Genomic DNA, 24,429 nt, shown 5'->3' with positions numbered 1-24,429 from the left:
AACCATGATAATTTTTATTTTAATAACAATATTTGCTATTTATTATATAGCAATGATTGCTAGTTTATTTAAAAGTGAAGGTTTTTCAATAATAGGTTTAATATTAGATGTTGTTATAATGGGGACATTGATTTTTTACTATTTTATAGGCGCTCGCTTTGTTGATCATGATTTAAGCAACTTTTTAATGTTCATGGATACTGGATCATATATTTTTATGTACTTTGCAATTAAGTGTTTATGGGTGAAACCTAAGGTAGTAAATTATTTGATTGCAAAAGAATTGGGTGAATCTAAAGAGGTCATTGAAGAGCAGGAATTAGATTTACAGACATCAAAGATAAGAGGTATCTACTTTTTCATTATTTCAGTGGTGATGTTAATTATCACTAAATTAAGAATGCAACCTGAGTTACAGGCAGATGCTATATCGATGAATCCTGTATTTATTTTTGTTGGTGTTATAATCATTTTAATTTGGCTAGTACTGGATATATATCGCAAGAAAAAATACGGTATATTCTTATTCAAGACGATAGTGCCATTAGTTGTTACGATTTGGATTATTATAGCTACAATTATACTTTCGTAAATGATTTTGATTAATGGGGAATGTAGAGAACATTTCTTTGTAATTTTATAATCGAATAACATACAAAATAAAGCGACCAATTTTGCAGTGTTACGAATTGTAAACTGCGAACTGGTCGCTTTTTATTGATGTCATGATTAATTTAATGGATGTAATTATATGATGAAACTTCTGAAGCAGAGATGGTTCTTGATGAAACGATATATTCACCAATCCAATTCATTTCTGAAATTAGAATACTTCCATCAATATTAACTTTTTCAACGTAGGCTACATGACCAAATGGACCATTTACTGTTTGTAAAATTGATCCTCGTGTTGGGTGTCTATCTACTTTGAAGCCATTGCTTGAAGCTTGGCCTGCCCAGTTTTTAGCATCTCCCCAAAATGTACTAATCGTGTGTCCATCTTTGGCACGTTTATCAAAGACATACCATGTACATTGTCCAGCAGTATATAAGTTGTTCTTACTTGTGATAAGAGGCTGATCAATGATTTTACCGTTACCTAATGCTAAAGGTTTACCGTCAGCAGTCTTTGCTTTGTCATTAAATTCGGCGATTTGTAATTCGTCATACAATTCGTCTAAATCGATGCCTGTAATAAGCCCTTTGTTATCTTTTGAAAAAGCGTTATTTAATTCATCGTCATTGTCTTCGACATTCGGTATTGCTGGTGTCAAAGGATTGCTTGGTGACGTTTGAGGCGGTGTGTGTGAATCAATTGCGTCATTAATGTGCGTATACTGACCACTTAATGAAGAATGGTACTGATTGTTGTTAAGATCACGTTGATTTGCGTGTTGATGATTGTCGTTTGTACGTGACTGGTTTTGATGATTGTTGTTTGGCGTGTTGTTTTTGTCATATGTATAAGTATACGCGCCGGTGTCTTTATTCACTTTGAACTGTGCGTTTGGGTGTGCTTTCTTTGCTTCTTCTAATGTTTTGCTATCATTCGTATATGCTTGAGCCGAGTTAGGCGACATACTAAATAAAGTAAGAGTTGTCATCGTCAGTAAAATTGTTTTCTTCATAATAACCATTTAATCCTTTATGTATTTAATTTAATTTTAGTATACACATTTATATTACAAAAATGAATGGTTAATTAAAAATATATGGGTATATTCAATATATTTATTTAAAAAAAGCTAAAAATACTTAAAAAACTATATACATATACTAATAATTTATATATTATTTGAGTAAGGAGCACTTTTTCAAAAAATAGTGTCCCTAAAAAGTTTTGATAAACTTAAAATATTCAGGAGGTTTCTAGTTATGGCAATGATTAAGATGAGTCCAGAGGAAATCAGAGCAAAATCGCAATCTTACGGGCAAGGTTCAGACCAAATCCGTCAAATTTTATCTGATTTAACACGTGCACAAGGTGAAATTGCAGCGAACTGGGAAGGTCAAGCTTTCAGCCGTTTCGAAGAGCAATTCCAACAACTTAGTCCTAAAGTAGAAAAATTTGCACAATTATTAGAAGAAATTAAACAACAATTGAATAGCACTGCTGATGCCGTTCAAGAACAAGACCAACAACTTTCTAATAATTTCGGTTTGCAATAAGCATTCTGAAATTGGCAAAGTCACATTTTCTAATGTGGCTTTGCTTATCATTTTTTTAAGAAAACAACTGAAAGGAAATAAGCATGAAAAAGAAAAATTGGATTTATGCATTAATTGTCACTTTAATTATTATAATTGCCATAGTTAGTATGATATTTTTTGTTCAAACAAAATATGGAGATCAATCAGAAAAAGGATCCCAAAGTGTAAGTAATAAAAATAATAAAATACATATCGCAATTGTTAACGAGGATCAACCAACGACATATAACGGTAAAAAAGTTGAGCTGGGTCAAGCATTTATTAAAAGGTTAGCAAATGAGAAAAACTATAAATTTGAAACAGTAACAAGAAACGTTGCTGAGTCTGGTTTGAAAAATGGTGGATACCAAGTCATGATTGTTATCCCAGAAAACTTTTCAAAATTGGCAATGCAATTAGACGCTAAAACACCATCGAAAATATCGCTACAGTATAAAACAGCTGTAGGACAAAAAGAAGAAGTAGCTAAAAACACAGAAAAAGTTGTAAGTAATGTACTTAACGACTTTAACAAAAACTTAGTCGAAATTTATTTAACAAGCATCATTGATAATTTACATAATGCACAAAAAAATGTTGGCGCTATTATGACGCGTGAACATGGTGTGAATAGTAAATTCTCGAATTACTTATTAAATCCAATTAACGACTTCCCGGAATTATTTACAGATACGCTTGTAAATTCAATTTCTGCAAACAAAGATATTACAAAATGGTTCCAAACATACAATAAATCATTATTGAGTGCGAATTCAGATACGTTCAGAGTGAACACAGATTATAATGTTTCGACTTTAATTGAAAAACAAAATTCATTATTTGACGAGCACAATACAGCGATGGATAAAATGTTACAAGATTATAAATCGCAAAAAGATAGCGTGGAACTTGATAACTATATCAATGCATTAAAACAGATGGACAGCCAAATTGATCAACAATCAAGTATGCAAGATACAGGTAAAGAAGAATATAAACAAACTGTTAAAGAAAACTTAGATAAATTAAGAGAAATCATTCAATCACAAGAGTCACCATTTTCAAAAGGTATGATTGAAGACTATCGTAAGCAATTAACAGAATCGCTGCAAGATGAGCTTGCAAATAACAAAGACTTACAAGATGCGCTAAATAGCATTAAAATGAACAATGCTCAATTCGCTGAAAACTTAGAAAAACAACTTCATGATGATATTGTCAAAGAACCTGATACAGATACAACATTTATCTATAACATGTCTAAACAAGACTTTATAGCTGCAGGTTTAAATGAGGATGAAGCTAATAAATACGAAGCAATTGTCAAAGAAGCAAAACGTTATAAAAACGAATATAATTTGAAAAAACCGTTAGCAGAACACATTAATTTAACAGATTACGATAACCAAGTTGCGCAAGACACAAGTAGTTTGATTAATGATGGTGTCAAAGTGCAACGTACTGAAACGATTAAAAGTAATGATATTAATCAATTAACTGTTGCAACAGATCCTCATTTTAATTTTGAAGGCGACATTAAAATTAATGGTAAAAAATATGACATTAAGGATCAAAGTGTTCAACTCGATACATCTAACAAGGAATATAAAGTTGAAATCAATGGCGTTGCTAAATTGAAAAAGGATGCTGAGAAAGATTTCTTAAAAGATAAAACAATGCATTTACAATTGTTATTTGGACAAGCAAATCGTCAAGATGAACCAAATGATAAGAAAGCAACGAGTGTTGTGGATGTAACATTGAATCATAACCTTGATGGTCGCTTATCGAAAGATGCATTAAGCCAGCAATTGAGTGCATTATCTAGGTTTGATGCACATTATAAAATGTACACAGATACAAAAGGCAGAGAAGATAAACCATTCGACAACAAACGTTTAATTGATATGATGGTTGACCAAGTTATCAATGACATGGAAAGTTTCAAAGACGATAAAGTAGCTGTGTTACATCAAATTGATTCAATGGAAGAAAACTCAGACAAACTGATTGATGACATTTTAAATAACAAAAAGAATACAACAAAAAATAAAGAAGATATTTCTAAGTTGATTGATCAGTTAGAAAACGTTAAAAAGACATTTGCTGAAGAGCCACAAGAACCAAAAATTGATAAAGGCAAAAATGATGAATTTAATACGATGTCTTCAAATTTAGATAAAGAAATTAGTAGAATTTCTGAGAAAAGTACGCAATTGCTATCAGATACACAAGAATCAAAAACAATTGCAGATTCAGTTAGTGGACAATTAAATCAATTAGATAATAATGTGAATAAACTACATGCGACAGGTCGAGCATTAGGCGTAAGAGCGAATGATTTGAACCGTCAAATGGCTAAAAACGATAAAGATAATGAGTTGTTCGCTAAAGAGTTTAAAAAAGTATTACAAAATTCTAAAGATGGCGACAGACAAAACCAAGCATTAAAAGCATTTATGAGTAATCCGGTTCAAAAGAAAAACTTAGAAAATGTTTTAGCTAATAATGGTAATACAGACGTGATTTCACCGACATTATTCGTATTATTGATGTATTTACTATCAATGATTACAGCATATATTTTCTATAGTTATGAACGTGCCAAAGGACAAATGAATTTCATTAAAGATGATTATAGTAGTAAAAACCATCTTTGGAATAATGTCATTACGTCAGGTGTTATTGGTACAACTGGTTTGGTAGAAGGATTAATTGTCGGTTTAATTGCAATGAATAAGTTCCATGTATTAGCTGGCTATAGAGCGAAATTCATCTTAATGGTGATTTTAACTATGATGGTCTTCGTACTTATTAATACGTATTTACTAAGACAGGTAAAATCTATCGGTATGTTCTTAATGATTGCTGCATTGGGTCTATACTTTGTAGCTATGAATAATTTGAAAGCGGCTGGACAAGGTGTGACTAATAAAATTTCACCATTGTCTTATATCGATAACATGTTCTTCAATTATTTAAATGCAGAGCATCCTATAGGCTTGGCGCTAGTAATATTAACAGTACTTGTGATTATTGGCTTTGTACTGAACATGTTTATAAAACACTTTAAGAAAGAGAGATTAATCTAATGTTGATGAATAGCGTGATTGCTTTAACTTTTTTAACAGCATCTAGCAATAATGGCGGACTTAATATTGACGTGCAACAAGAAGAGGAAAAGCGAATCAATAATGATTTAAATCAATATGATACAACGCTATTTAATAAAGACAGCAAAGCGGTTAATGATGCGATTGCTAAGCAGAAAAAAGAACGACAACAACAAATAAAAAATGATATGTTTCAAAATCAAGCGAGTCACTCGACTCGCTTGAATGAAACTAAAAAAGTGTTATTTTCCAAATCTAACTTAGAAAAGACTTCGGAGAGTGATAAAAGCCCCTATATTCAAAACAAGCAGGAGAAAAAAATATTCCCGTACATTTTGATGTCTGTAGGGGCTTTTTTGACTTTAGGATTTGTCATTTTTTCAATTCATAAAGGGAGACGAACGAAAAATGAATCAGCACGTAAAAGTAACATTTGATTTTACTAATTATAATTACGGCACATATGACTTAGCAGTACCAGCATATTTACCGATTAAGAATCTAATAGCATTAGTGTTAGACAGTTTGGATATTTCGATTTTCGATGTGAATACACAAATTAAAGTGATGACGAAAGGTCAATTACTTGTTGAAAACGACCGACTTATTGATTATCAAATCGCTGATGGAGATATTTTGAAGTTACTATAGGAGGAAAAATAGATGGTTAAAAATCATGACCCTAAAAATGAAATGCAAGATATGTTAACACCTTTAGATGCCGAAGAAGCAGCTAAAACAAAATTACGTTTAGATATGAGAGAGATTCCTAAGTCTTCAATTAAACCAGAACATTTTCATTTAATGTACTTATTAGAACAACATTCTCCATATTTTATAGATGCTGAACTAACTGAACTACGTGATAGTTTCCAAATACATTATGACATTAATGACAATCATACACCTTTTGATAATATTAAATCATTTACTAAAAATGAAAAATTACGTTACTTACTTAATATCAAAAATTTAGAAGAAGTAAATCGTACACGCTACACATTTGTGTTGGCACCAGATGAATTATTTTTCACAAGAGATGGATTGCCGATTGCCAAAACGAGAGGATTACAAAATGTTGTTGACCCTTTGCCAATGTCGGAAGCTGAATTTTTAACAAGATATAAAGCACTGGTTATATGTGCATTCAATGAGAAACAATCATTTGACGCATTAGTTGAAGGAAACTTAGAACTACATAAAGGAACACCATTTGAAACTAAAGTTATTGAAGCGGCAACGTTAGACTTATTAACTTCGTTTTTAGATGAACAATATCAGAAACAAGAACAAGATTATAGTGAAAATTATGCATATGTTCGTAAAGTAGGGCATACCGTTTTTAAATGGGTTGCTATCGGTATGACAACGTTAAGTGTGTTATTAATTGTATTCTTAGCCTTTTTATATTTTTCAGTAATGAAGCATAATGAGCGCATTGAAAAAGGATACCAAGCATTTGTGAAGGAAGATTATACGCAAGTACTAAATACGTATGATGATTTAGATGGAAAAAAATTAGATAAAGAAGCGCTTTACATTTATGCCAAAAGCTATATTCAAACAAATAAACAAGGTTTAGAAAAAGATAAGAAAGAAAACTTGCTTAATAACGTGACACCAAATTCAAACAAAGACTACTTATTATATTGGATGGAATTAGGACAAGGACATCTTGATGAAGCGATTAATATAGCCACTTATTTAGATGATAACGATATTACAAAGTTAGCGTTGATTAATAAATTAAATGAGATTAAAAATAACGGAGATTTATCGAATGATAAACGTTCTGAAGAAACGAAAAAGTATAACGATAAATTGCAAGATATTTTAGACAAAGAAAAACAAGTTAAAGATGAAAAAGCGAAATCTGAAGAAGAGAAAGCAAAAGCAAAAGATGAGAAATTAAAGCAACAAGAAGAGAACGAAAAGAAACAAAAAGAACAAGCACAAAAAGATAAAGAAAAACGTCAAGAAGCTGAAAGAAAAAAATAGTATAGGACTGAGGCAAAGACAATGCATAAATTGATTATAAAATATAACAAACAATTGAAGATGCTCAATTTGCGAGATGGTAAGACATATACTATTAGCGAAGACGAGCGTGCAGATATTACGTTGAAATCGTTAGGCGAAGTCATTCATTTAGAACAAAATAATCAAGGTACTTGGCAAGCGAATCATACTTCTATTAATAAGGTGCTTGTTAGAAAAGGTGACCTTGATGACATTACATTACAACTTTATACAGAAGCTGATTATGCATCATTTGCTTATCCTTCAATTCAAGATACGATGACAATTGGGCCAAATGCGTATGATGATATGGTTATTCAAAGCTTGATGAATGCCATCATTATTAAAGATTTTCAATCAATACAAGAATCACAATACGTACGCATTGTGCACGATAAAAATACAGATGTGTATATTAACTATGAACTACAAGAGCAATTAACAAACAAAGCTTACATTGGTGATCATATTTATGTTGAAGGGATATGGCTCGAAGTACAAGCTGATGGTTTAAATGTATTGAGTCAGAATACAGTGGCATCGTCATTAATTCGCTTAACACAAGAGATGCCACATGCACAGGCAGATGATTACAATACGTACCATCGTTCGCCAAGGATTATTCACCGTGAACCGACCGATGATATTAAGATTGAAAGACCGCCACAGCCAATACAGAAGAACAATACAGTGATATGGCGTTCCATTATACCGCCATTAGTAATGATTGCTTTAACTGTTGTCATCTTTTTAGTGAGACCAATTGGTATTTATATTTTAATGATGATTGGTATGAGTACAGTAACGATAGTATTTGGTATTACAACGTATTTCTCTGAAAAGAAAAAGTATAACAAAGATGTTGAAAAACGAGAGAAAGATTACAAAGCTTATTTGGATAATAAATCTAAAGAAATTAATAAAGCGATTAAAGCACAACGTTTTAGTTTGAATTATCATTATCCAACGGTTGCTGAAATTAAAGATATCGTTGAAACGAAAGCACCAAGAATATATGAAAAAACATCGCATCATCACGATTTCTTACATTATAAGTTAGGTATTGCGAATGTAGAAAAGTCATTCAAATTAGATTACCAAGAAGAAGAATTTAACCAACGTCGTGATGAACTATTCGACGATGCTAAAGAATTGTATGAATTTTACACAGATGTAGAACAAGCACCATTAATCAATGATTTAAATCATGGTCCAATTGCATATATTGGTGCACGACATCTCATTTTAGAAGAATTGGAGAAAATGCTAATCCAATTGTCAACATTCCATAGTTATCATGATTTAGAGTTTCTATTTGTGACACGTGAAGATGAAGTTGAAACATTGAAATGGGCACGTTGGTTGCCACATATGACATTGAGAGGTCAAAACATTAGAGGGTTTGTTTACAATCAACGAACACGTGACCAAATTTTAACGTCAATTTATAGCATGATCAAAGAACGTATCCAAGCTGTGCGTGAACGCAGCAGAAGTAATGAGCAAATTATTTTCACACCGCAATTAGTGTTTGTCATTACAGATATGTCATTAATTATTGATCATGTCATTTTAGAATATGTAAACCAAGATTTATCAGAATATGGTATTTCATTAATCTTTGTTGAAGATGTGATTGAAAGTTTGCCAGAGCATGTAGATACCATTATTGATATCAAGTCTCGTACTGAAGGCGAACTGATTACGAAAGAAAAAGAATTAGTTCAATTGAAATTTACACCTGAAAATATTGATAACGTTGATAAAGAATATATCGCGAGACGTTTGGCGAATTTGATACACGTCGAACATTTGAAAAATGCAATTCCTGATAGTATTACATTTTTAGAGATGTATAACGTGAAAGAAGTAGATCAGCTTGATGTGGTTAATCGATGGAGACAAAACGAAACATACAAAACGATGGCAGTACCTTTAGGTGTAAGAGGTAAAGATGATATTTTATCATTGAACTTACATGAAAAAGCACACGGGCCACATGGTTTAGTTGCTGGTACCACTGGTTCAGGGAAATCTGAGATTATCCAATCATACATTTTATCTTTAGCTATTAATTTTCACCCTCATGAAGTTGCATTCCTATTGATTGACTATAAAGGTGGGGGTATGGCGAACTTATTTAAAGATTTAGTCCATTTAGTTGGTACGATTACAAACTTAGATGGTGATGAAGCGATGCGTGCCTTAACATCAATCAAAGCCGAATTGAGAAAACGTCAACGTTTATTCGGAGAGCATGACGTTAACCATATTAATCAATACCATAAGTTATTTAAAGAAGGTGTTGCGACAGAACCAATGCCACATTTATTCATTATTTCCGATGAGTTTGCCGAATTAAAATCAGAACAACCTGATTTTATGAAAGAACTTGTATCAACGGCACGTATTGGACGTTCGTTAGGTATTCATTTAATACTTGCGACACAAAAACCATCGGGTGTTGTTGATGACCAAATTTGGTCTAACTCTAAATTTAAATTGGCATTAAAAGTACAAGATAGACAAGACAGTAATGAAATTTTAAAAACACCAGATGCAGCAGACATTACATTACCAGGTCGTGCGTATTTACAAGTTGGTAATAATGAAATTTATGAATTATTCCAATCTGCATGGAGTGGTGCAACATATGACATCGAAGGCGATAAATTAGAAGTTGAAGATAAGACGATTTACATGATTAATGACTATGGTCAACTTCAAGCAATCAACAAAGACTTGAGTGGACTTGAAGATGAAGAAACGAAAGAAAACCAAACTGAGTTAGAAGCGGTTATCGATCATATCGAATCTATTACAACACGATTAGAAATTGAAGAAGTTAAGCGTCCATGGCTACCACCATTGCCAGAAAATGTATATCAAGAAGATTTAGTAGAAACAGATTTCAGAAAATTATGGTCAGATGATGCAAAAGAAGTGGAATTAACATTAGGACTTAAAGACGTACCAGAAGAACAATACCAAGGACCGATGGTATTGCAATTGAAAAAAGCTGGGCACATCGCGTTAATCGGAAGTCCAGGATATGGTAGAACAACGTTCTTACATAACATTATTTTCGATGTTGCAAGACACCATCGTCCTGATCAAGCACACATGTACTTGTTCGATTTCGGTACCAATGGTTTGATGCCAGTCACAGACATACCGCATGTCGCTGATTACTTTACAGTAGATCAAGAAGACAAGATTGCTAAGGCGATACGTATATTTAATGATGAAATTGATCGTCGTAAGAAGATTTTAAGTCAGTATCGTGTCACTAGTATTTCTGAATATCGAAAATTAACTGGTGAAACAATTCCGCATGTCTTTATTCTTATTGATAACTTTGACGCAGTAAAAGATTCACCTTTCCAAGAAGTTTTTGAAAATATGATGATTAAAATGACGCGTGAAGGGCTAGCATTAGATATGCAAGTAACCTTAACTGCTTCAAGAGCTAACGCTATGAAAACACCAATGTACATTAATATGAAAACGCGTATCGCAATGTTTTTATATGATAAATCAGAGGTGTCGAACGTAGTAGGACAGCAAAAATTTGCGGTTAAAGATGTTGTGGGTCGAGCATTGTTAAGTAGTGATGACAACGTATCATTCCATATTGGCCAACCATTTAAACATGATGAGACCAAATCATATAATGATCAAATTAATGATGAAGTATCGGCGATGACAGAATTTTATAAAGGTGAAACACCAAATGATATTCCTATGATGCCAGATGAAATTAAATATGAAGATTACAGAGAATCATTAAACTTACCGGATATAGTTGCAAATGGTGCTTTACCAATTGGATTAGATTATGAAGGTGTTACACTACAAAAAATTAAATTAACTGAACCAGCAATGATTTCATCAGAAAATCCGAGGGAAATTGCGCATATTGCTGAAATTATGATGAAAGAAATTGACATATTAAATGAAAAATATGCGATTTGTATCGCAGACTCAAGTGGAGAGTTTAAAGCTTATAGGCATCAAGTGGCTAACTTTGCCGAAGAAAGAGAAGACATTAAAGCGATTCATCAACTAATGATTGAAGACTTAAAGCAAAGAGAAATGGACGGCCCATTTGAAAAAGATTCACTTTATATTATCAATGATTTTAAAACATTTATTGATTGCACGTATATTCCGGAAGATGATGTTAAAAAGCTTATTACAAAAGGACCAGAACTTGGCTTGAACATTTTATTTGTCGGCATTCATAAAGAATTAATAGATGCTTATGATAAACAGATTGATGTTGCACGTAAAATGATTAACCAATTTAGTATAGGTATTCGTATTTCAGACCAACAATTCTTTAAATTTAGATTTATTCAACGAGAACCTGTTATTAAAGAAAACGAAGCATATATGGTCGCGAACCAAGCTTATCAAAAGATTAGATGGTTTAAATAGCAATGAATTAAATAGGAGGGAGGTATGTTATGAATTTTAATGATATTGAAACAATGGTTAAGTCGAAATTTAAAGATATTAAAAAGCATGCTGAAGAGATTGCGCATGAAATTGAAGTTCGTTCTGGATATTTAAGAAAAGCTGAACAATATAAGCGATTAGAATTTAATTTGAGTTTTGCACTAGATGATATTGAAAGCACAGCAAAGGACGTACAAACTGCAAAAACTAGTGCTAATAAGGACAGTGTAACTGTTAAAGGAAAAGCGCCCAATACGTTATATATCGAAAAAAGAAATTTGATGAAACAAAAGCTTGAAATGTTGGGTGAAGATATCGATAAAAATAAAGAATCCCTCCAAAAAGCTAAGGAAATTGCTGGCGAAAAGGCAAGTGAATATTTTAATAAAGCAATGAATTAATATTGAGGTGAAGATATGGGTGGTTATAAAGGTATTAAAGCAGATGGTGGCAAGGTTGATCAAGCAAAACAATTAGCGGCAAAAACAGCTAAAGATATTGAAGCATGTCAAAAGCAAACGCAACAGCTCGCTGAGTATATCGAAGGTAGTGATTGGGAAGGACAGTTCGCCAATAAGGTGAAAGATGTGTTACTCATTATGGCAAAGTTTCAAGAAGAATTAGTACAACCGATTGCTGACCATCAAAAAGCAATTGATAACTTAAGTCAAAATCTAGCGAAATACGATACATTATCAATTAAGCAAGGGCTTGATAGGGTGAACCCATGATGAAAGATGTTAAGCGAATAGATTATTTTTCTTACGAAGAATTAACAATTTTAGGTGGTAGTAAATTACCTCTCGTAAATTTTGAATTGTTTGATCCATCAAATTTTGAAGAAGCTAAAGCTGCTTTAATTGAAAAGGAATTAGTAACAGAGAATGACAAGTTAACTGATGCAGGTTTTAAAGTGGCGACATTAGTCAGAGAGTATATTAGCGCAATTGTAAATATTCGAATTAATGATATGTATTTTGCACCATTTAGCTTTGAAAAAGATGAATATATTTTGTTAAGCCGGTTTAAAAATAATGGATTTCAAATACGAATTATAAGTAAAGACATTGCATGGTGGTCGATTGTACAATCATATCCTTTATTGATGAGACAAGAAAAATCCAATGATTGGGACTTTAAACAAATTGACAAAGAAACATTGGAGAACTTAAATAATGAAAGTATCGATACGATTGGGCGTGTTTTAGAAATTGAAATATACAATCATCAAGGTGACCCTCAACAAAGTTTATATAACATTTATGAACAAAATGATTTGCTACTCATTCGATACCCATTAAAAGATAAAGTGCTGAATGTTCATATTGGTGTCATTAATACATTTATACGAGAATTATTTGGATTCAATACTGATGAAAATCATATTAATAAAGCAGAGGAGTAATGACGTTGAGTGGAAAAATTAGTGTTAAAGCTGAAACGATTGCACATGTTGTAAAAGAATTGGAAAGCATAAGTCAAAAGTATGATGAAATAGCTCAAAACTTTGGAAAAATAGCGCAATTAAATTACTACAGTAGTGAAAAAGCTTCACATTCTATGGAAAACGGCTATAGTAGTGCTGCAACAGTCATTAGTGGTCTCAAAGGTCCATTGAGTACACTCGGTGGTGGCGTCATGAATTCAGCACAAAAGTTCTTTGAAGCAGATGAACATTGGGGTACGGAATTTGCCAAGCTTTACTATAATATTGAGGGATAGGTGCATGACATGACAAAAGATATTGAATATCTAACAGCTGATTATGACAATGAAAAGTCATCTATCCAAAGTGTAATAGATGCAATAGAGGGTCAAGACTTCTTAGATGTAGATACAACAATGGATGATGCGGTAAGCGATGTCAGTTCTTTAGACGAAGATGGCGCAATATCATTAACGAGTAGTGTAGTAGGTCCACAAGGATCTAAATTAATGGGGTATTATCAAAATGAGTTATATGATTATGCATCTCAATTAGATTCGAAAATGAAAGAAATTATTGACACGCCATTTATAGAAGATATAGATAAAGCATTCAAAGGTATAACGAATGTTAAATTGGAAAATATATTAATAAAAAATGGCGGTGGTCATGGTAGAGATACCTATGGGGCTTCTGGGAAAATTGCAAAGGGAGATGCCAAGAAAAGTGACAGCGATGTTTATAGCATCGATGAAATATTAAAATCGGATCAAGAATTTGTAAAAGTAATTGATCAGCATTACAAAGAAATGAAAAAAGAAGATAAGAAATTATCTAAGAGTGATTTCGAAAAAATGATGACTCAGGGCGCTTCTTGTGATTACATGACAGTAGCTGAAGCGGAAGAGCTAGAGGAGCAAAAGAAAAAAGAATTGGCAGTTGATATTTTAGCGGGTGTCGGAATTATAGCTTTAACTATAGTCAACCCTGTCGCAGGTGCAGTAGCAGCAGGTGCATATACCGCTTATTCAGCAGCCAATGCAGCCACAGGAAAAAATATTATAACTGGAAGAAAGCTATCTAAAGAAGAACGCATCATGGAAGGACTTTCGCTTATTCCGTTGCCAGGTATGGGCTTCCTCAAAGGTGCTGGGAAAAGTTTAATGAAATTAGGCTTCAAAGGCGGAGAAAAATTTGCAGTTAAAACAGGATTGCAAAAGACAATGCAACAAGCGGTTAGTCGTATTTCACCTAAAATGGGAATGATGAAAAACAGTGTGTTGAATCAATCTCGTAACTTTGCTCAAAATACTCATGTTGGACAAATGTTGAGTAACATGCGTGGTCAAGCAACTCATACTGTTCAACAAAGTAGAAATTGGATTGGACAACAAGCACAAAATGTCAAACGAATAGTAAATAATGGACTTGATAAAGAAATAGCACATCCATTTAAACAACAACTTGCACCAGCGGGAATGGGTGGTATAAAATTTGCTGAAACAACTACTTTGAGAAACATGGGTCAAAACATAAAGCGTGCTGTTACACCACAAAATCACGTGACACATGGTCCAAAAGATAGTATGGTGAGAAGTGAAAGTAAACATAGTGTAAGTAGCCATGAAATTAATTCATCAAAATATGTTGAATCACCAAACTACACCAAGGTTGAATTCGGAGAACACTATGCAAGACTTAGACCTAAGAAACTAAAAGCAAATATAGAATATACAACACCAACTGGTCACATATATCGGACCGATCATAAAGGGCGCATAAAAGAAGTTTATGTAGACAATCTTTCTCTAAAAGATGGCGGTCGTAATAACCATGCACAAAGAACTGTGGGGGGAGAGGATAGATTACCAGACGATGATGGTGGTCATTTAATCGCTAGAATGTTTGGTGGGTCAAAAGACATAGATAACCTTGTGGCGCAAAGTAAATATATCAACCGTTCATTTAAGGATAATGGTGAATGGTATAAGTTGGAAAAACTATGGGAAAAGGCAATCAAGTCTGGAAAACCAATAGAAAATATTAAAATAGAAGTTAAATATAAAGGTAATAGTCAAAGGCCAACTATATTTAAGGTTGGATATGAGATTAATAATGAACGAAAAGTTAAAACAATAGAAAATATATAGAGGTGTTAGTATGACATTTGAAGAGAAGCTTAGCAAAATATACAATGAAATTGCGAATGAGATTAGCAGTATGATACCGGTAGAGTGGGAAAAAGTATATACAATGGCTTATATAGATGATGGAGGAGGTGAAGTATTCTTTAATTATACTAAACCAGGTAGCGATGAATTGAATTATTACACGAATATATCTAAAGATTATAATGTTTCAGAGGAAATATTTGATGATTTATGGATGAATCTGTATTACTTGTTTAAGAATTTAAGGAATTTATTTAAAGAAGAAGGTCTTGAGCCATGGACATCATGTGAATTTGATTTTACAAGAGAGGGTAAATTGAAAGTATCATTTGATTATATAGATTGGATAAATACAGAGTTTGATCAATTGGGCCGTGAAAATTATTATATGTACAAAAAATTTGGGGTTATACCAGAAATGGAATATGAAATGGAGGAGGTTAAACAAATCGAGCAATATATTAAAGAGCAAGAAGAATAGACAATCTTCATGAGAGACTAAACAATAAAGCTTTGTTTAGTCTTTTTAGAGTTTAAGTAAAAAGCAATAGATACCGTAAAGTTGATGCTCATCAAATAATAATATAAAGATAATTTTAGGTTTTTAAACTTTTAATCGAAAAGAATCTAAGTTTATAGCTTTAAATACGTAATATGCTATTTAAAAAATAATGTATAGGAGATAGATATGACTACTAAGGAAAATATAGACATTCTTCGAAAGCCAGGTGCACAAGCCTTAAGTTTAATATCATTGTTTTTGATACTTTTTTCATGTCTAACTTTCTTTTTTGGTTTAGATTATGAAAGGTTTCCAAACTATTTAAAGATAACGACAATTATAGAATTAATAATTATTGTAATTAGTTTACTTCAATGGATTAGGTTTATAGATTTCGAAAAAGAAAGTGCACAGAAATATAAAAAAATATATGCTCGATTTTTAGTTATTATAAATGTGTTAACTACGATCACTGTAGTATTTGCACTGTGTAACCTTTAGTATTTTGCAGCTGTACAAAACCATTATGATTTATTCAATTATTGGTTAATGGGTACGATTTCAATCATAATTAGCTATTTATTATTAGTAATTGGCGGAATGTTTACGTTGTTAAAATTACCTAAAGTAACAAAACGCTGGGGTGGTAAAACTAAAACACATTTCGGTTTATTATTAACTGCGTTGAGCTCATTTATATATATTGAAAAAATTATCGAATATATATTGATTCCTAATGTCGTAGAATCCAAGTTTATAATTATTGTGAGCATGTTGGTTATCGCTGGAGCACAATTTGTGGCATTTCAATTTATTATGCAATACAGTAGATTCTATATTTTTGAATTAAATACAGAAGATGATGACTAAATGATTTTGTAAATTCTGTGAAGTATACTTATATAAGAAAATCAACTTCAACGTATATCACCATATTATTTTATACTCAATGATGTGAATGGATTTAAGTGGATTGATATTAAAGTAAAAGTTATGGAATATTGAGGTGCGAATATGGAGTTCTTATTATTAATTGTCGTAGCCGGACTGTATTATATTATATATTTAACTGCTGTGATGTATTCTGAAAAAATAGTAGTATTGCCTATAATCATCTATGCCATTGTGTTTGTAATAATTGGTATCACTTATATCTTTATAGGCGACAGCTATGATCAATTAACAAATTTCAATGTGATTTTGTATATGGGGAGTTTGTTTTATGCATGGATGGCTTTTAGAAATCTTTGGAACAGACCATTATTATTAAAATATAAGAATATTACAGATAGTTCAAGTGGAATAGTTAATAAATCTGAATACAATTCAGTTGAAAGCTTACGTATAAATATTGAAATAGCTAAGTATAAAGGGATTATTTCTTTGATAGTAGCTATAGTACTAACGGTATTAATGACATTAAAGTCAACACCTCAAATTACTGCGGAAACACGTGACTTAAGTATCTCATTTTTCATACTCAGCTTATTTATCATTGTTATATTTGCTGTTTGGGATTTAATTATTAGAGTTAGAAAAGGAGCGTTTGCTTTTGTTGTAATAAGGCCAATATTATTCAGTTGTTGGTTATTTATTCTGAATATGATTTTATCGAGATTATTATAATGATATTACATATAGGTATGCGTGAATTTTATTTATGAAATGGTAAAAAAGTATATACTATTAATATCTTTTTTACTATAATTATAAATAGTTAAATAAATTGAAAGACAAAATAATGAGTAGGAGTTAATGAGATGGAAAACCAAAATCAAGGCAATGGCTTAAAAATTGCAACATGGGTATTTATTGTATTAACAATAGTTACACCGTTATTTGGTATTGGAAGTATTGTTTGTAGTATTAATTACAAAAAATACGATGCTGAAAAAGGTTCGAAGTTATTGCAAATTGCAATTATCGTAACAATAATTGCTTTTGTTTTAAATTTATTAGCATATTTAGGTTTAAGATAAGTAAAACGAATTTGAAGAAGCATTAAGCGACATTTGGGTGTTGTTTAATGCTTTTTATTTAACGGTAATGAAAATATAGGGGAGATAACATGACTTTCGAAGAAAAACTAAGTCAAAAGTACAACGAGATTGCGAATAAGATTAGCAGCATGATACCGGTAGAGTGGGAAAAGGTATATGCAATGGCATATATAGATGATGGAGGAGGAGAAGTGTTCTACTATTACACAGAACCTGGAAGTAATGAATTATACTACTATACTAGTGTATTAAATAAATATGATATATCGGAATCGGAATTTATGGATTCAGTGTATGAGTTGTATAAACAATTTCAAGATTTAAGGAATTTATTTAAAGAAGAAGGACATGAACCATGGACATCATGCGAATTTGACTTTACAAGAGAAGGTGAATTAAAAGTTTCATTTGATTATATTGATTGGATAAATTCAGAATTTGGTCAAGTAGGTCGACAAAATTACTATAAGTATAGAAAATTTGGAATTTTACCAGAAACGGAATATGAAATTAATAAAGTTAAAGAAATCGAGCAATATATTAAAGAGCAAGATGAAGCTGAAATATAGGGGAGATAACATGAATTTCGAAGAAAAACTAAGTCAAAAGTACAACGAGATTGCGAATGAGATCAATGGAATGATACCGGTAGAGTGGGAAAAGGTATATGTAATTGCATATGTGGACGATGGAGGTGGGCAAGTTATATTTTATTATACCAAGCCCGGAAATGATGAGCTGTATTATTATTCGAGTATCGTTGAAGATTATAATGTTTTAGAAGAAGTCTTTGATGATTTATGGATGGAACTTTATAGATCATTTAAAAAATTAAGAAATATATTTAAAGAAGAAAGTCTTGAACCATGGACATCATGTGAATTTGACTTTACAAGCGACGGTAAATTAAACGTATCTTTTGATTATATAGATTGGATGAATTCAGAATTTGGACAAATAGCAAAAGAAAATTATTATATGTACAAAAAATTTGGAATTGTACCTGAAACGGAATATGAAATTAATAAAGTTAAAGAAATCGAACAATATATTAAAGAGCAAGAAGAAGCTGAACAATAGGGGAGATAACATGACTTTCGAAGAAAAATTAAGTGGAATGTATAGCGAGATTGCGAATAAGATTAGTAGCATGATACCGGTAGAGTGGGAAAAAGTATATGCAATGGCATATATCGATGAAGAATGTGGAGAAGTGTTTTACAATTATACTGAACCAAGAAGTGATGAATTATTTTACTATACAAGTGTGATAAAGAAGTATAATTTATTGAAATCAAGCTTTATGGATTCAGTATATGAGTTGCATGATCAATTTGAGGAACTAAGAGAAGTATTTATAGAAGAAGGTCTTGAACCATGGACATCATGTGAATTTGATTTTACGAGCGAAGGTAAATTAAAAGTTTCATTTGATTATATTGATTGGATAAATACAGAGTTTGATCAATTAGGCCGTGAAAATTATTATATGTACAAAAAATTTGGTGTTTTACCAGAAACGGAATATGAAATGGAGGAGGTTAAACAAATCGAGCAATATGTTAAAGAACAGGAAGAATAAACTATCTTAATGTAAGACTAAACAATAAAGCTTTGTTTAGTCTTTTTTAGCGGTTAAGTAAAAAGCAATAGAGACCGTAAAGTTGATGCTCATCAAATAATAATATAAAGATAATTTTAGGTTTTCATACTTTTAATCGAAAAGAATCTAAGTACTTATAAATTTAAATACTTAATATGCTATTACAAAATCAATGTATAGGAGATAGGTAAATATGACTACTAAGGAAAATATAGACATTCTTCGAAAGCCAGGTGGACAAGCCTTAAGTTTAGCATCATTATTTATGATACTTTTTTCATGTCTAACTTTCTTTTTTGGTTTAGATTATGAAAGGTTTCCAAATTATTTAAAGATAACGACAATTATAGAATTAATAATTATTGTAATTAGTTTACTTCAATGGATTAGATTTATAGATTTCGAAAAGGAAAGCGCACAGAAATATAAAAAAATATATGCCCGATTTTTAGTTGTTATAAATGTGCTAACTACTATCACCGCAGTATTTGCAACATGTAATCTTTACTATTTTGTTGCTGTGCAAAATCATTATGATTTATTTAATTATTGGTTAATGGGTACTATTTCAATCATAATTAGCTATTTGTTATTAGTAATTGGCGGAATGTTCACGTTATTAAAATTACCTAAAGTAACAAAACGTTGGGGTGGTAAAACTAAAACACATTTCGGTTTATTATTAACCGCGTTGAGCTCATTTATATATATTGAAAGAATTATCGAATATATATTGGTTCCCAATGTCGTAGAATCCAAGTTTGTCATAATGGTAAGTATCATTATTATTGCTTGTACACAATTTGTAGCCTTTCAATTTATTATGCAATACAGTAGATTCTATATTTTTGAATTAAACACTGAAGATGATGACTAAATAATTTTATAAATTACTGTTGGAGTATACTTATATAAAAAATCAACTTCAACACATTATTTTTTACTCAATGATGTGAAAGAATTTGAGTGGATTGATATTAATGGGATTTGATTATTAGAATTAGAAAAGGAACGTTTGCTTTTGTTGTAATAAATCTAATGTTTTTCAGTTGTTGGTTATTTATTCTGAATATGATTTTATCAAGATTATTATAATTGTATTACATATAGGTGTTGGTAAATTTTTATTTACGAAATGGTAAAAAAGTATATACTATTAATATCTTTTTTACTATAATTATAAATAGTTAAATAAATTGAAAGACAAAATAATGAGCAGGAGTTTTATGGTTATTATTTACAAATAATATAATACTAAAAAAGACTCGAAATTATTTGGAATTCCAGTTATCGTAACAATAGTTGCAGTTATTTTAGTTCCATTAGTGAATTTAGGTATGAAATGAGTAATATTAATTTGAAGAAGCATTAAGCGACGTAGAGGTGTTGTTTAGTGCTTTTTATTTAACGGAAATGAAACTAATATCTATTTTGAAAATATAGGGGCGATAACATGACTTTCGAAGAAAAACTAAATGAAATGTACAACGAGATTGCGAATAAGATCAGTGGGATGATACCAGTAGAATGGGAGCAAGTATATACGATAGCCTATGTAAATGATAGAGGTGGAGAGGTCATTTTTAATTATACTAAACCAGGTAGCGATGAATTGAATTATTACACGGATATATCTAGAGATTATAATGTTTCGGAAGAAATATTTGATGATTTATGGATGAATCTGTATTACTTGTTTAAGAATTTAAGGAATTTATTTAAAACAGAAGGACATGAACCATGGACATCATGCGAATTTGACTTTACAAGAGATGGTAAATTAAACGTATCTTTTGATTATATTGATTGGATTAAATTAGGCTTAGGTCCGTTAGCTAGAGAAAATTACTATATGTATAAAAAATTTGGGGTTATACCAGAAATGGAATATGAAATGGAAGAAATTAAAGAAATCGTGCAATATATTAAAGAGCAAGATGAAGCTGAAATATAGGGGCGATAATATGACTTTCGAAGAAAAACTAAGTCAAATGTACAACAAGATTGCGAATGAGATTAGTGGAATGATACCAGTAGAGTGGGAAAAAGTATATACAATTGCTTATGTAGATGATGAAGGTGGAGAAGTCGTTTTTAATTATACTAAACCAGGTAGTGATGAATTGAATTATTACACATATATCCCTAGAGAGTATAATGTCTCTGAAAAAGTATTTTATGATTTGTGGACGGATTTATATAGATTGTTTAAGAAGTTAAGAGATTTATTTAAAGAAGATTTAGAACCATGGACATCATGTGAATTTGATTTTACAAGAGATGGTAAATTAAACGTATCTTTTGATTATATTGATTGGATGAATTCAGAATTTGGACCAATGGGAAGAGAAGATTATTACATGTATAAAAAGTTTGGAATTTGGCCTGAAAAAGAATATGCAATAAATAGGGTTAAAAAAATAGAAGATTATATTAAAGAACAAGAAGAAACTGAACTATAGGGGAGATAACATGACTTTCGAAGAAAAATTAAGTGAAATGTACAATGAAATTGCGAGTGAGATTAGCAGTATGATACCGGTAGAATGGGAGCAAGTATTTACAATAGCTTATGTAACTGATCAAGCTGGAGAAGTCATTTTTAATTATACTAAACCAGGTAGTGATGAATTAAATTATTATTCAGACATACCTAAAGATTGCAATGTATCAAAAGATATTTTTAAGAATTCATGGTTTAAAGTTTATCGAATGTTTGATGAGTTAAGAGAAACTTTTAAAAAAGAAGGTCTTGACCCATGGACATCATGCGAATTTGACTTTACAAGAGACGGTAAATTGAATGTATCATTTGATTATATAGATTGGATAAATACAGAGTTTGATCAATTGGGCCGTGAAAATTATTATATGTACAAAAAGTTTGGTGTTTTACCAGAAATGGAATACGAAATGGGAGAAATTAAAGAAATCGAGCAATATATTAAAAGCCAAGAAAGTTAATTATAGGAATGAGGTTAAGCAATAAGATTTGTTTAATCTTAGTTTGCTGCAATTTAAAATTGTTGATATTTCTAGGAAGAATCATTCGAAATTGGAAGATTAAAGTGAGAATGAACTCATAAGTGGCTCAATAACAAATTGTATAAAAAATATTGATCCTAATGTTGATAGACTCATCGATAAAATTACCGAGATGCAAAATGATGTTAATTCATTAGGTAGTACCTTATCTGTACTAGAAAATGCAATAAATTCAATAGCTTCTGCTATTGAAAAATTAACCAATTAAAGGAGTAGTAATGGAAAAAATAAAGAAAATAAACAAAATATTTTTATCATTTGAAGTTATTCCATTTGCAATGATGATTTTGCTAGCATTTCCACCAGTTATTGCAGGTATAATTAATAATCGTTTGCAGTATGGTAGGGATTTTGGCGATAGAGTAAGCTTTTATTGTTATATTTCAATTATGGTTGCATATGCAATTACCATTTTGTTAGAAATTATTTTTTACTTTATTTTATTGAAAAACTATCAATACGATCAAAATAATATTGAATTGGCTAATAGAGTGAAAGTTACAAAAGTACTGTCGATTTTGTATATGATTCCTGGATTATATGCGATTGCATGCTATTTTAGATTTATACATGTTCGCTCATTTAGAGAAAATAAAAAATCCGGACAGCCGGCCTATCACTTTTGGGAATTTTTTATAAAACCTTATCGCAAACCCATAGAGTTGAAAGACTTTTTTATTAAAAATAGATAATTAAGGAGTAACCGATGAAAAGATTATGCATAGGATTGTTAATTATAATGATGAGTATAATCAATTATGGTTGTGGCAATGATCAAAATGAAAATAAATATCAAAGTCAAATTAATAAAGTAATGAAAATTCAACAAGAAACTCATAAAGAGATGGTTAAAAAGAGTAATGAAGTTAATCCTGAATTTAATAAGGATAAAGTAAATACTTATGTATTTAATGATGGCAAATTAATTATCATAAGCTATAAGTTATTTAAAGATAAAGATCAAATGTTTTACGCGACTTACGAGTTTAAAAACGACAAAATTTATTATAAGAGAGATATTGATCCTAAAACATACGTGAAAGAACACCAATCAGATTATAAAGATATTAAAGTAAAATAATTTAAAGGAGTAGGAAAATGGAAAAATTAATCAAAGTGACGTCTTTAATTGGAATTATTATTCAAAGTTTTTTAACATTGTTATTTTTATTATTTTTAATTTTATCAGCAACAGGCATTATACAGCCAGAATTGACCACAACTGTTAATGGTGAACAAACTATACAAAGCCCAGAAACTGCTCAAGCAACATTCGTGACAATATTCGCAATATTATTTGTTGTTTCTTTAGTTTCAGATTTATTAGGCATTATAGCTATGAAAAAGTTGTTTGTGAATAATAAAGCGAGTGGCATTTTGTATATTATTGGTGCAGTGATCAGTGCCAATTTATTAACATTTATTGCTTGGTTAATAAGTGGGATTTCTGTTTTAAGATATAACAAAATAGGAAAAGAAGTGTCATAGCATGAAATATACTTGGTGGATACTTTTAACAATTGCAGGGATTTTAAGTTTAACAAGTGTTTATGGATTTATTTTATGTTTAGGTAGCTTTGGAATGTTGGCACTGAATGTCATGTGGCTATTTGTTTATACGCCGCATAAAAATTCTAAAGCACTTGAATCTATATCAAAACCAACGATAATTTTATCAATCATTGGGACATATGCAGTATTTATATTTATGTCTATCTTATTTTACTTCGTAATGAAAGCTAGTTTTATGGAAATTGGAATAAAACTTTACGGTGAATCTTTTAATATGTTTGGAATACCATTATTCATTATTGCTATCATTTTATTTACAATCGGTACAGTATTCGTTTATAAAATACAGCAATCAAGATTAAAGCAGTAGAATATATTAATTTAAAA

At 30.9% G+C, this 24,429-nt stretch carries 27 protein-coding genes and 2 pseudogenes; 28 read left to right on the top strand and 1 reads right to left on the bottom strand.

The window, feature by feature from the left end:
* Positions 1–4 precede the first annotated feature (4 nt).
* A complete protein-coding gene (locus JQN76_RS02130) occupies positions 5–592 on the top strand; it encodes a DUF5080 family protein (RefSeq protein ID WP_000583197.1) in 588 nt (195 codons plus the stop codon).
* A gap of 142 nt (positions 593–734) precedes the next feature.
* Here the strand turns inward: JQN76_RS02130 and JQN76_RS02125 are convergent, their stop codons facing one another.
* The gene (locus JQN76_RS02125) at positions 735–1,628 is read right to left on the bottom strand and encodes a CHAP domain-containing protein (protein ID WP_000751207.1); all 894 of its coding nucleotides are present in this window, start codon (positions 1,626–1,628) and stop codon (positions 735–737) included.
* Between the two features lie 247 nt (positions 1,629–1,875).
* Here JQN76_RS02125 and esxA point away from each other — a divergent pair, with 247 nt between their 5' ends.
* The 27 genes and pseudogenes from esxA to JQN76_RS01990 all read left to right on the top strand — a co-directional run bounded on the left by esxA (position 1,876) and on the right by JQN76_RS01990 (position 24,412).
* Positions 1,876–2,169: a WXG100 family type VII secretion effector EsxA gene (esxA, locus tag JQN76_RS02120; protein WP_001240826.1), complete on the top strand. Its 294-nt coding sequence runs from the start codon at positions 1,876–1,878 to the stop codon at positions 2,167–2,169.
* Between the two features lie 83 nt (positions 2,170–2,252).
* Entirely contained in the window at positions 2,253–5,282 is a 3,030-nt protein-coding gene (gene esaA / locus JQN76_RS02115) for a type VII secretion protein EsaA (RefSeq protein ID WP_000728946.1), read from the top strand.
* A complete protein-coding gene (gene essA, locus JQN76_RS02110; protein ID WP_000928935.1) occupies positions 5,282–5,740 on the top strand; it encodes a type VII secretion protein EssA in 459 nt (152 codons plus the stop codon). Before esaA ends, essA begins: the two co-directional genes overlap by 1 nt.
* Positions 5,712–5,954, top strand: a complete 243-nt coding sequence (gene esaB, locus JQN76_RS02105) for a type VII secretion protein EsaB (protein WP_001071606.1) — start codon at positions 5,712–5,714, stop codon at positions 5,952–5,954. Before essA ends, esaB begins: the two co-directional genes overlap by 29 nt.
* Positions 5,955–5,966: 12 nt before the next feature.
* Positions 5,967–7,301, top strand: coding sequence for a type VII secretion protein EssB (gene essB / locus JQN76_RS02100; RefSeq protein ID WP_000240327.1), 1,335 nt, complete (start codon positions 5,967–5,969; stop codon positions 7,299–7,301).
* A gap of 21 nt (positions 7,302–7,322) precedes the next feature.
* On the top strand, positions 7,323–11,762 hold the full coding sequence (gene essC, locus JQN76_RS02095; protein ID WP_000549282.1) for a type VII secretion protein EssC: 4,440 nt from the start codon (positions 7,323–7,325) through the stop codon (positions 11,760–11,762).
* A 29-nt stretch (positions 11,763–11,791) separates the two neighbouring features.
* On the top strand, positions 11,792–12,184 hold the full coding sequence (esaC, locus tag JQN76_RS02090; protein WP_001010291.1) for a type VII secretion substrate EsaC: 393 nt from the start codon (positions 11,792–11,794) through the stop codon (positions 12,182–12,184).
* Between the two features lie 15 nt (positions 12,185–12,199).
* Positions 12,200–12,514: a WXG100 family type VII secretion effector EsxB gene (gene esxB, locus JQN76_RS02085; RefSeq protein WP_000509667.1), complete on the top strand. Its 315-nt coding sequence runs from the start codon at positions 12,200–12,202 to the stop codon at positions 12,512–12,514.
* A complete protein-coding gene (locus JQN76_RS02080; protein ID WP_000655872.1) occupies positions 12,514–13,188 on the top strand; it encodes a DUF5081 family protein in 675 nt (224 codons plus the stop codon). The genes esxB and JQN76_RS02080 overlap by 1 nt, the downstream gene beginning before the upstream one ends.
* Positions 13,188–13,505, top strand: coding sequence for a type VII secretion system extracellular protein EsxD (gene esxD, locus JQN76_RS02075; RefSeq protein ID WP_000175723.1), 318 nt, complete (start codon positions 13,188–13,190; stop codon positions 13,503–13,505). Before JQN76_RS02080 ends, esxD begins: the two co-directional genes overlap by 1 nt.
* A 9-nt stretch (positions 13,506–13,514) precedes the next feature.
* Complete coding sequence (locus tag JQN76_RS02070) at positions 13,515–15,359, top strand: DNA/RNA non-specific endonuclease (protein ID WP_001815515.1); 1,845 nt, start codon at positions 13,515–13,517, stop codon at positions 15,357–15,359.
* Between the two features lie 10 nt (positions 15,360–15,369).
* Positions 15,370–15,861: a TIGR01741 family protein gene (locus JQN76_RS02065; protein WP_000142053.1), complete on the top strand. Its 492-nt coding sequence runs from the start codon at positions 15,370–15,372 to the stop codon at positions 15,859–15,861.
* Between the two features lie 207 nt (positions 15,862–16,068).
* Positions 16,069–16,752: pseudogene (locus JQN76_RS02060) on the top strand (DUF5079 family protein).
* 144 nt (positions 16,753–16,896) lie between these two features.
* Complete coding sequence (locus JQN76_RS02055) at positions 16,897–17,508, top strand: DUF5080 family protein (protein ID WP_000394913.1); 612 nt, start codon at positions 16,897–16,899, stop codon at positions 17,506–17,508.
* Between the two features lie 134 nt (positions 17,509–17,642).
* Positions 17,643–17,861 carry a hypothetical protein gene (locus JQN76_RS02050; protein WP_000431355.1) on the top strand — a complete coding sequence of 73 codons (219 nt, stop codon included), beginning with the start codon at positions 17,643–17,645 and terminating at the stop codon, positions 17,859–17,861.
* Positions 17,862–17,950: 89 nt separating this feature from the next.
* Positions 17,951–18,451 carry a TIGR01741 family protein gene (locus JQN76_RS02045; protein WP_000142056.1) on the top strand — a complete coding sequence of 167 codons (501 nt, stop codon included), beginning with the start codon at positions 17,951–17,953 and terminating at the stop codon, positions 18,449–18,451.
* 10 nt (positions 18,452–18,461) lie between these two features.
* Positions 18,462–18,962, top strand: a complete 501-nt coding sequence (locus tag JQN76_RS02040; RefSeq protein WP_001008483.1) for a TIGR01741 family protein — start codon at positions 18,462–18,464, stop codon at positions 18,960–18,962.
* Between the two features lie 10 nt (positions 18,963–18,972).
* The gene (locus JQN76_RS02035; protein ID WP_000142039.1) at positions 18,973–19,464 is read left to right on the top strand and encodes a TIGR01741 family protein; all 492 of its coding nucleotides are present in this window, start codon (positions 18,973–18,975) and stop codon (positions 19,462–19,464) included.
* Between the two features lie 214 nt (positions 19,465–19,678).
* Entirely contained in the window at positions 19,679–20,362 is a 684-nt protein-coding gene (locus JQN76_RS02030) for a DUF5079 family protein (protein WP_000208404.1), read from the top strand.
* Positions 20,363–20,466: 104 nt separating this feature from the next.
* Positions 20,467–20,580 (top strand): annotated as a pseudogene (locus JQN76_RS02025) (DUF5080 family protein); the annotation flags it as partial.
* Positions 20,581–20,938: 358 nt separating this feature from the next.
* Positions 20,939–21,439 (top strand): TIGR01741 family protein, encoded by a 501-nt coding sequence (locus JQN76_RS02020; RefSeq protein WP_001836752.1) that lies wholly within the window; start codon positions 20,939–20,941, stop codon positions 21,437–21,439.
* Positions 21,440–21,449: 10 nt separating this feature from the next.
* A complete protein-coding gene (locus tag JQN76_RS02015; protein WP_047210378.1) occupies positions 21,450–21,947 on the top strand; it encodes a TIGR01741 family protein in 498 nt (165 codons plus the stop codon).
* Positions 21,948–21,957: 10 nt separating this feature from the next.
* Complete coding sequence (locus tag JQN76_RS02010) at positions 21,958–22,449, top strand: antitoxin YezG family protein (RefSeq protein WP_001836702.1); 492 nt, start codon at positions 21,958–21,960, stop codon at positions 22,447–22,449.
* 299 nt (positions 22,450–22,748) lie between these two features.
* Entirely contained in the window at positions 22,749–23,222 is a 474-nt protein-coding gene (locus JQN76_RS02005) for a DUF5083 family protein (RefSeq protein WP_001836700.1), read from the top strand.
* A 14-nt stretch (positions 23,223–23,236) separates the two neighbouring features.
* The gene (locus JQN76_RS02000) at positions 23,237–23,611 is read left to right on the top strand and encodes a DUF4467 domain-containing protein (protein WP_001836701.1); all 375 of its coding nucleotides are present in this window, start codon (positions 23,237–23,239) and stop codon (positions 23,609–23,611) included.
* Between the two features lie 17 nt (positions 23,612–23,628).
* Complete coding sequence (locus JQN76_RS01995) at positions 23,629–24,018, top strand: DUF4064 domain-containing protein (RefSeq protein ID WP_000413102.1); 390 nt, start codon at positions 23,629–23,631, stop codon at positions 24,016–24,018.
* A gap of 1 nt (position 24,019) precedes the next feature.
* On the top strand, positions 24,020–24,412 hold the full coding sequence (locus JQN76_RS01990) for a DUF5084 family protein (protein ID WP_001836699.1): 393 nt from the start codon (positions 24,020–24,022) through the stop codon (positions 24,410–24,412).
* Positions 24,413–24,429 lie beyond the last annotated feature (17 nt).

It is taken from the genome of Staphylococcus sp. SM3655 (genome assembly GCF_016917315.1).
Classification (GTDB): Bacteria; Bacillota; Bacilli; order Staphylococcales; family Staphylococcaceae; genus Staphylococcus; species Staphylococcus aureus.
This window is presented reverse-complemented; position numbering and strand designations above follow the sequence as displayed.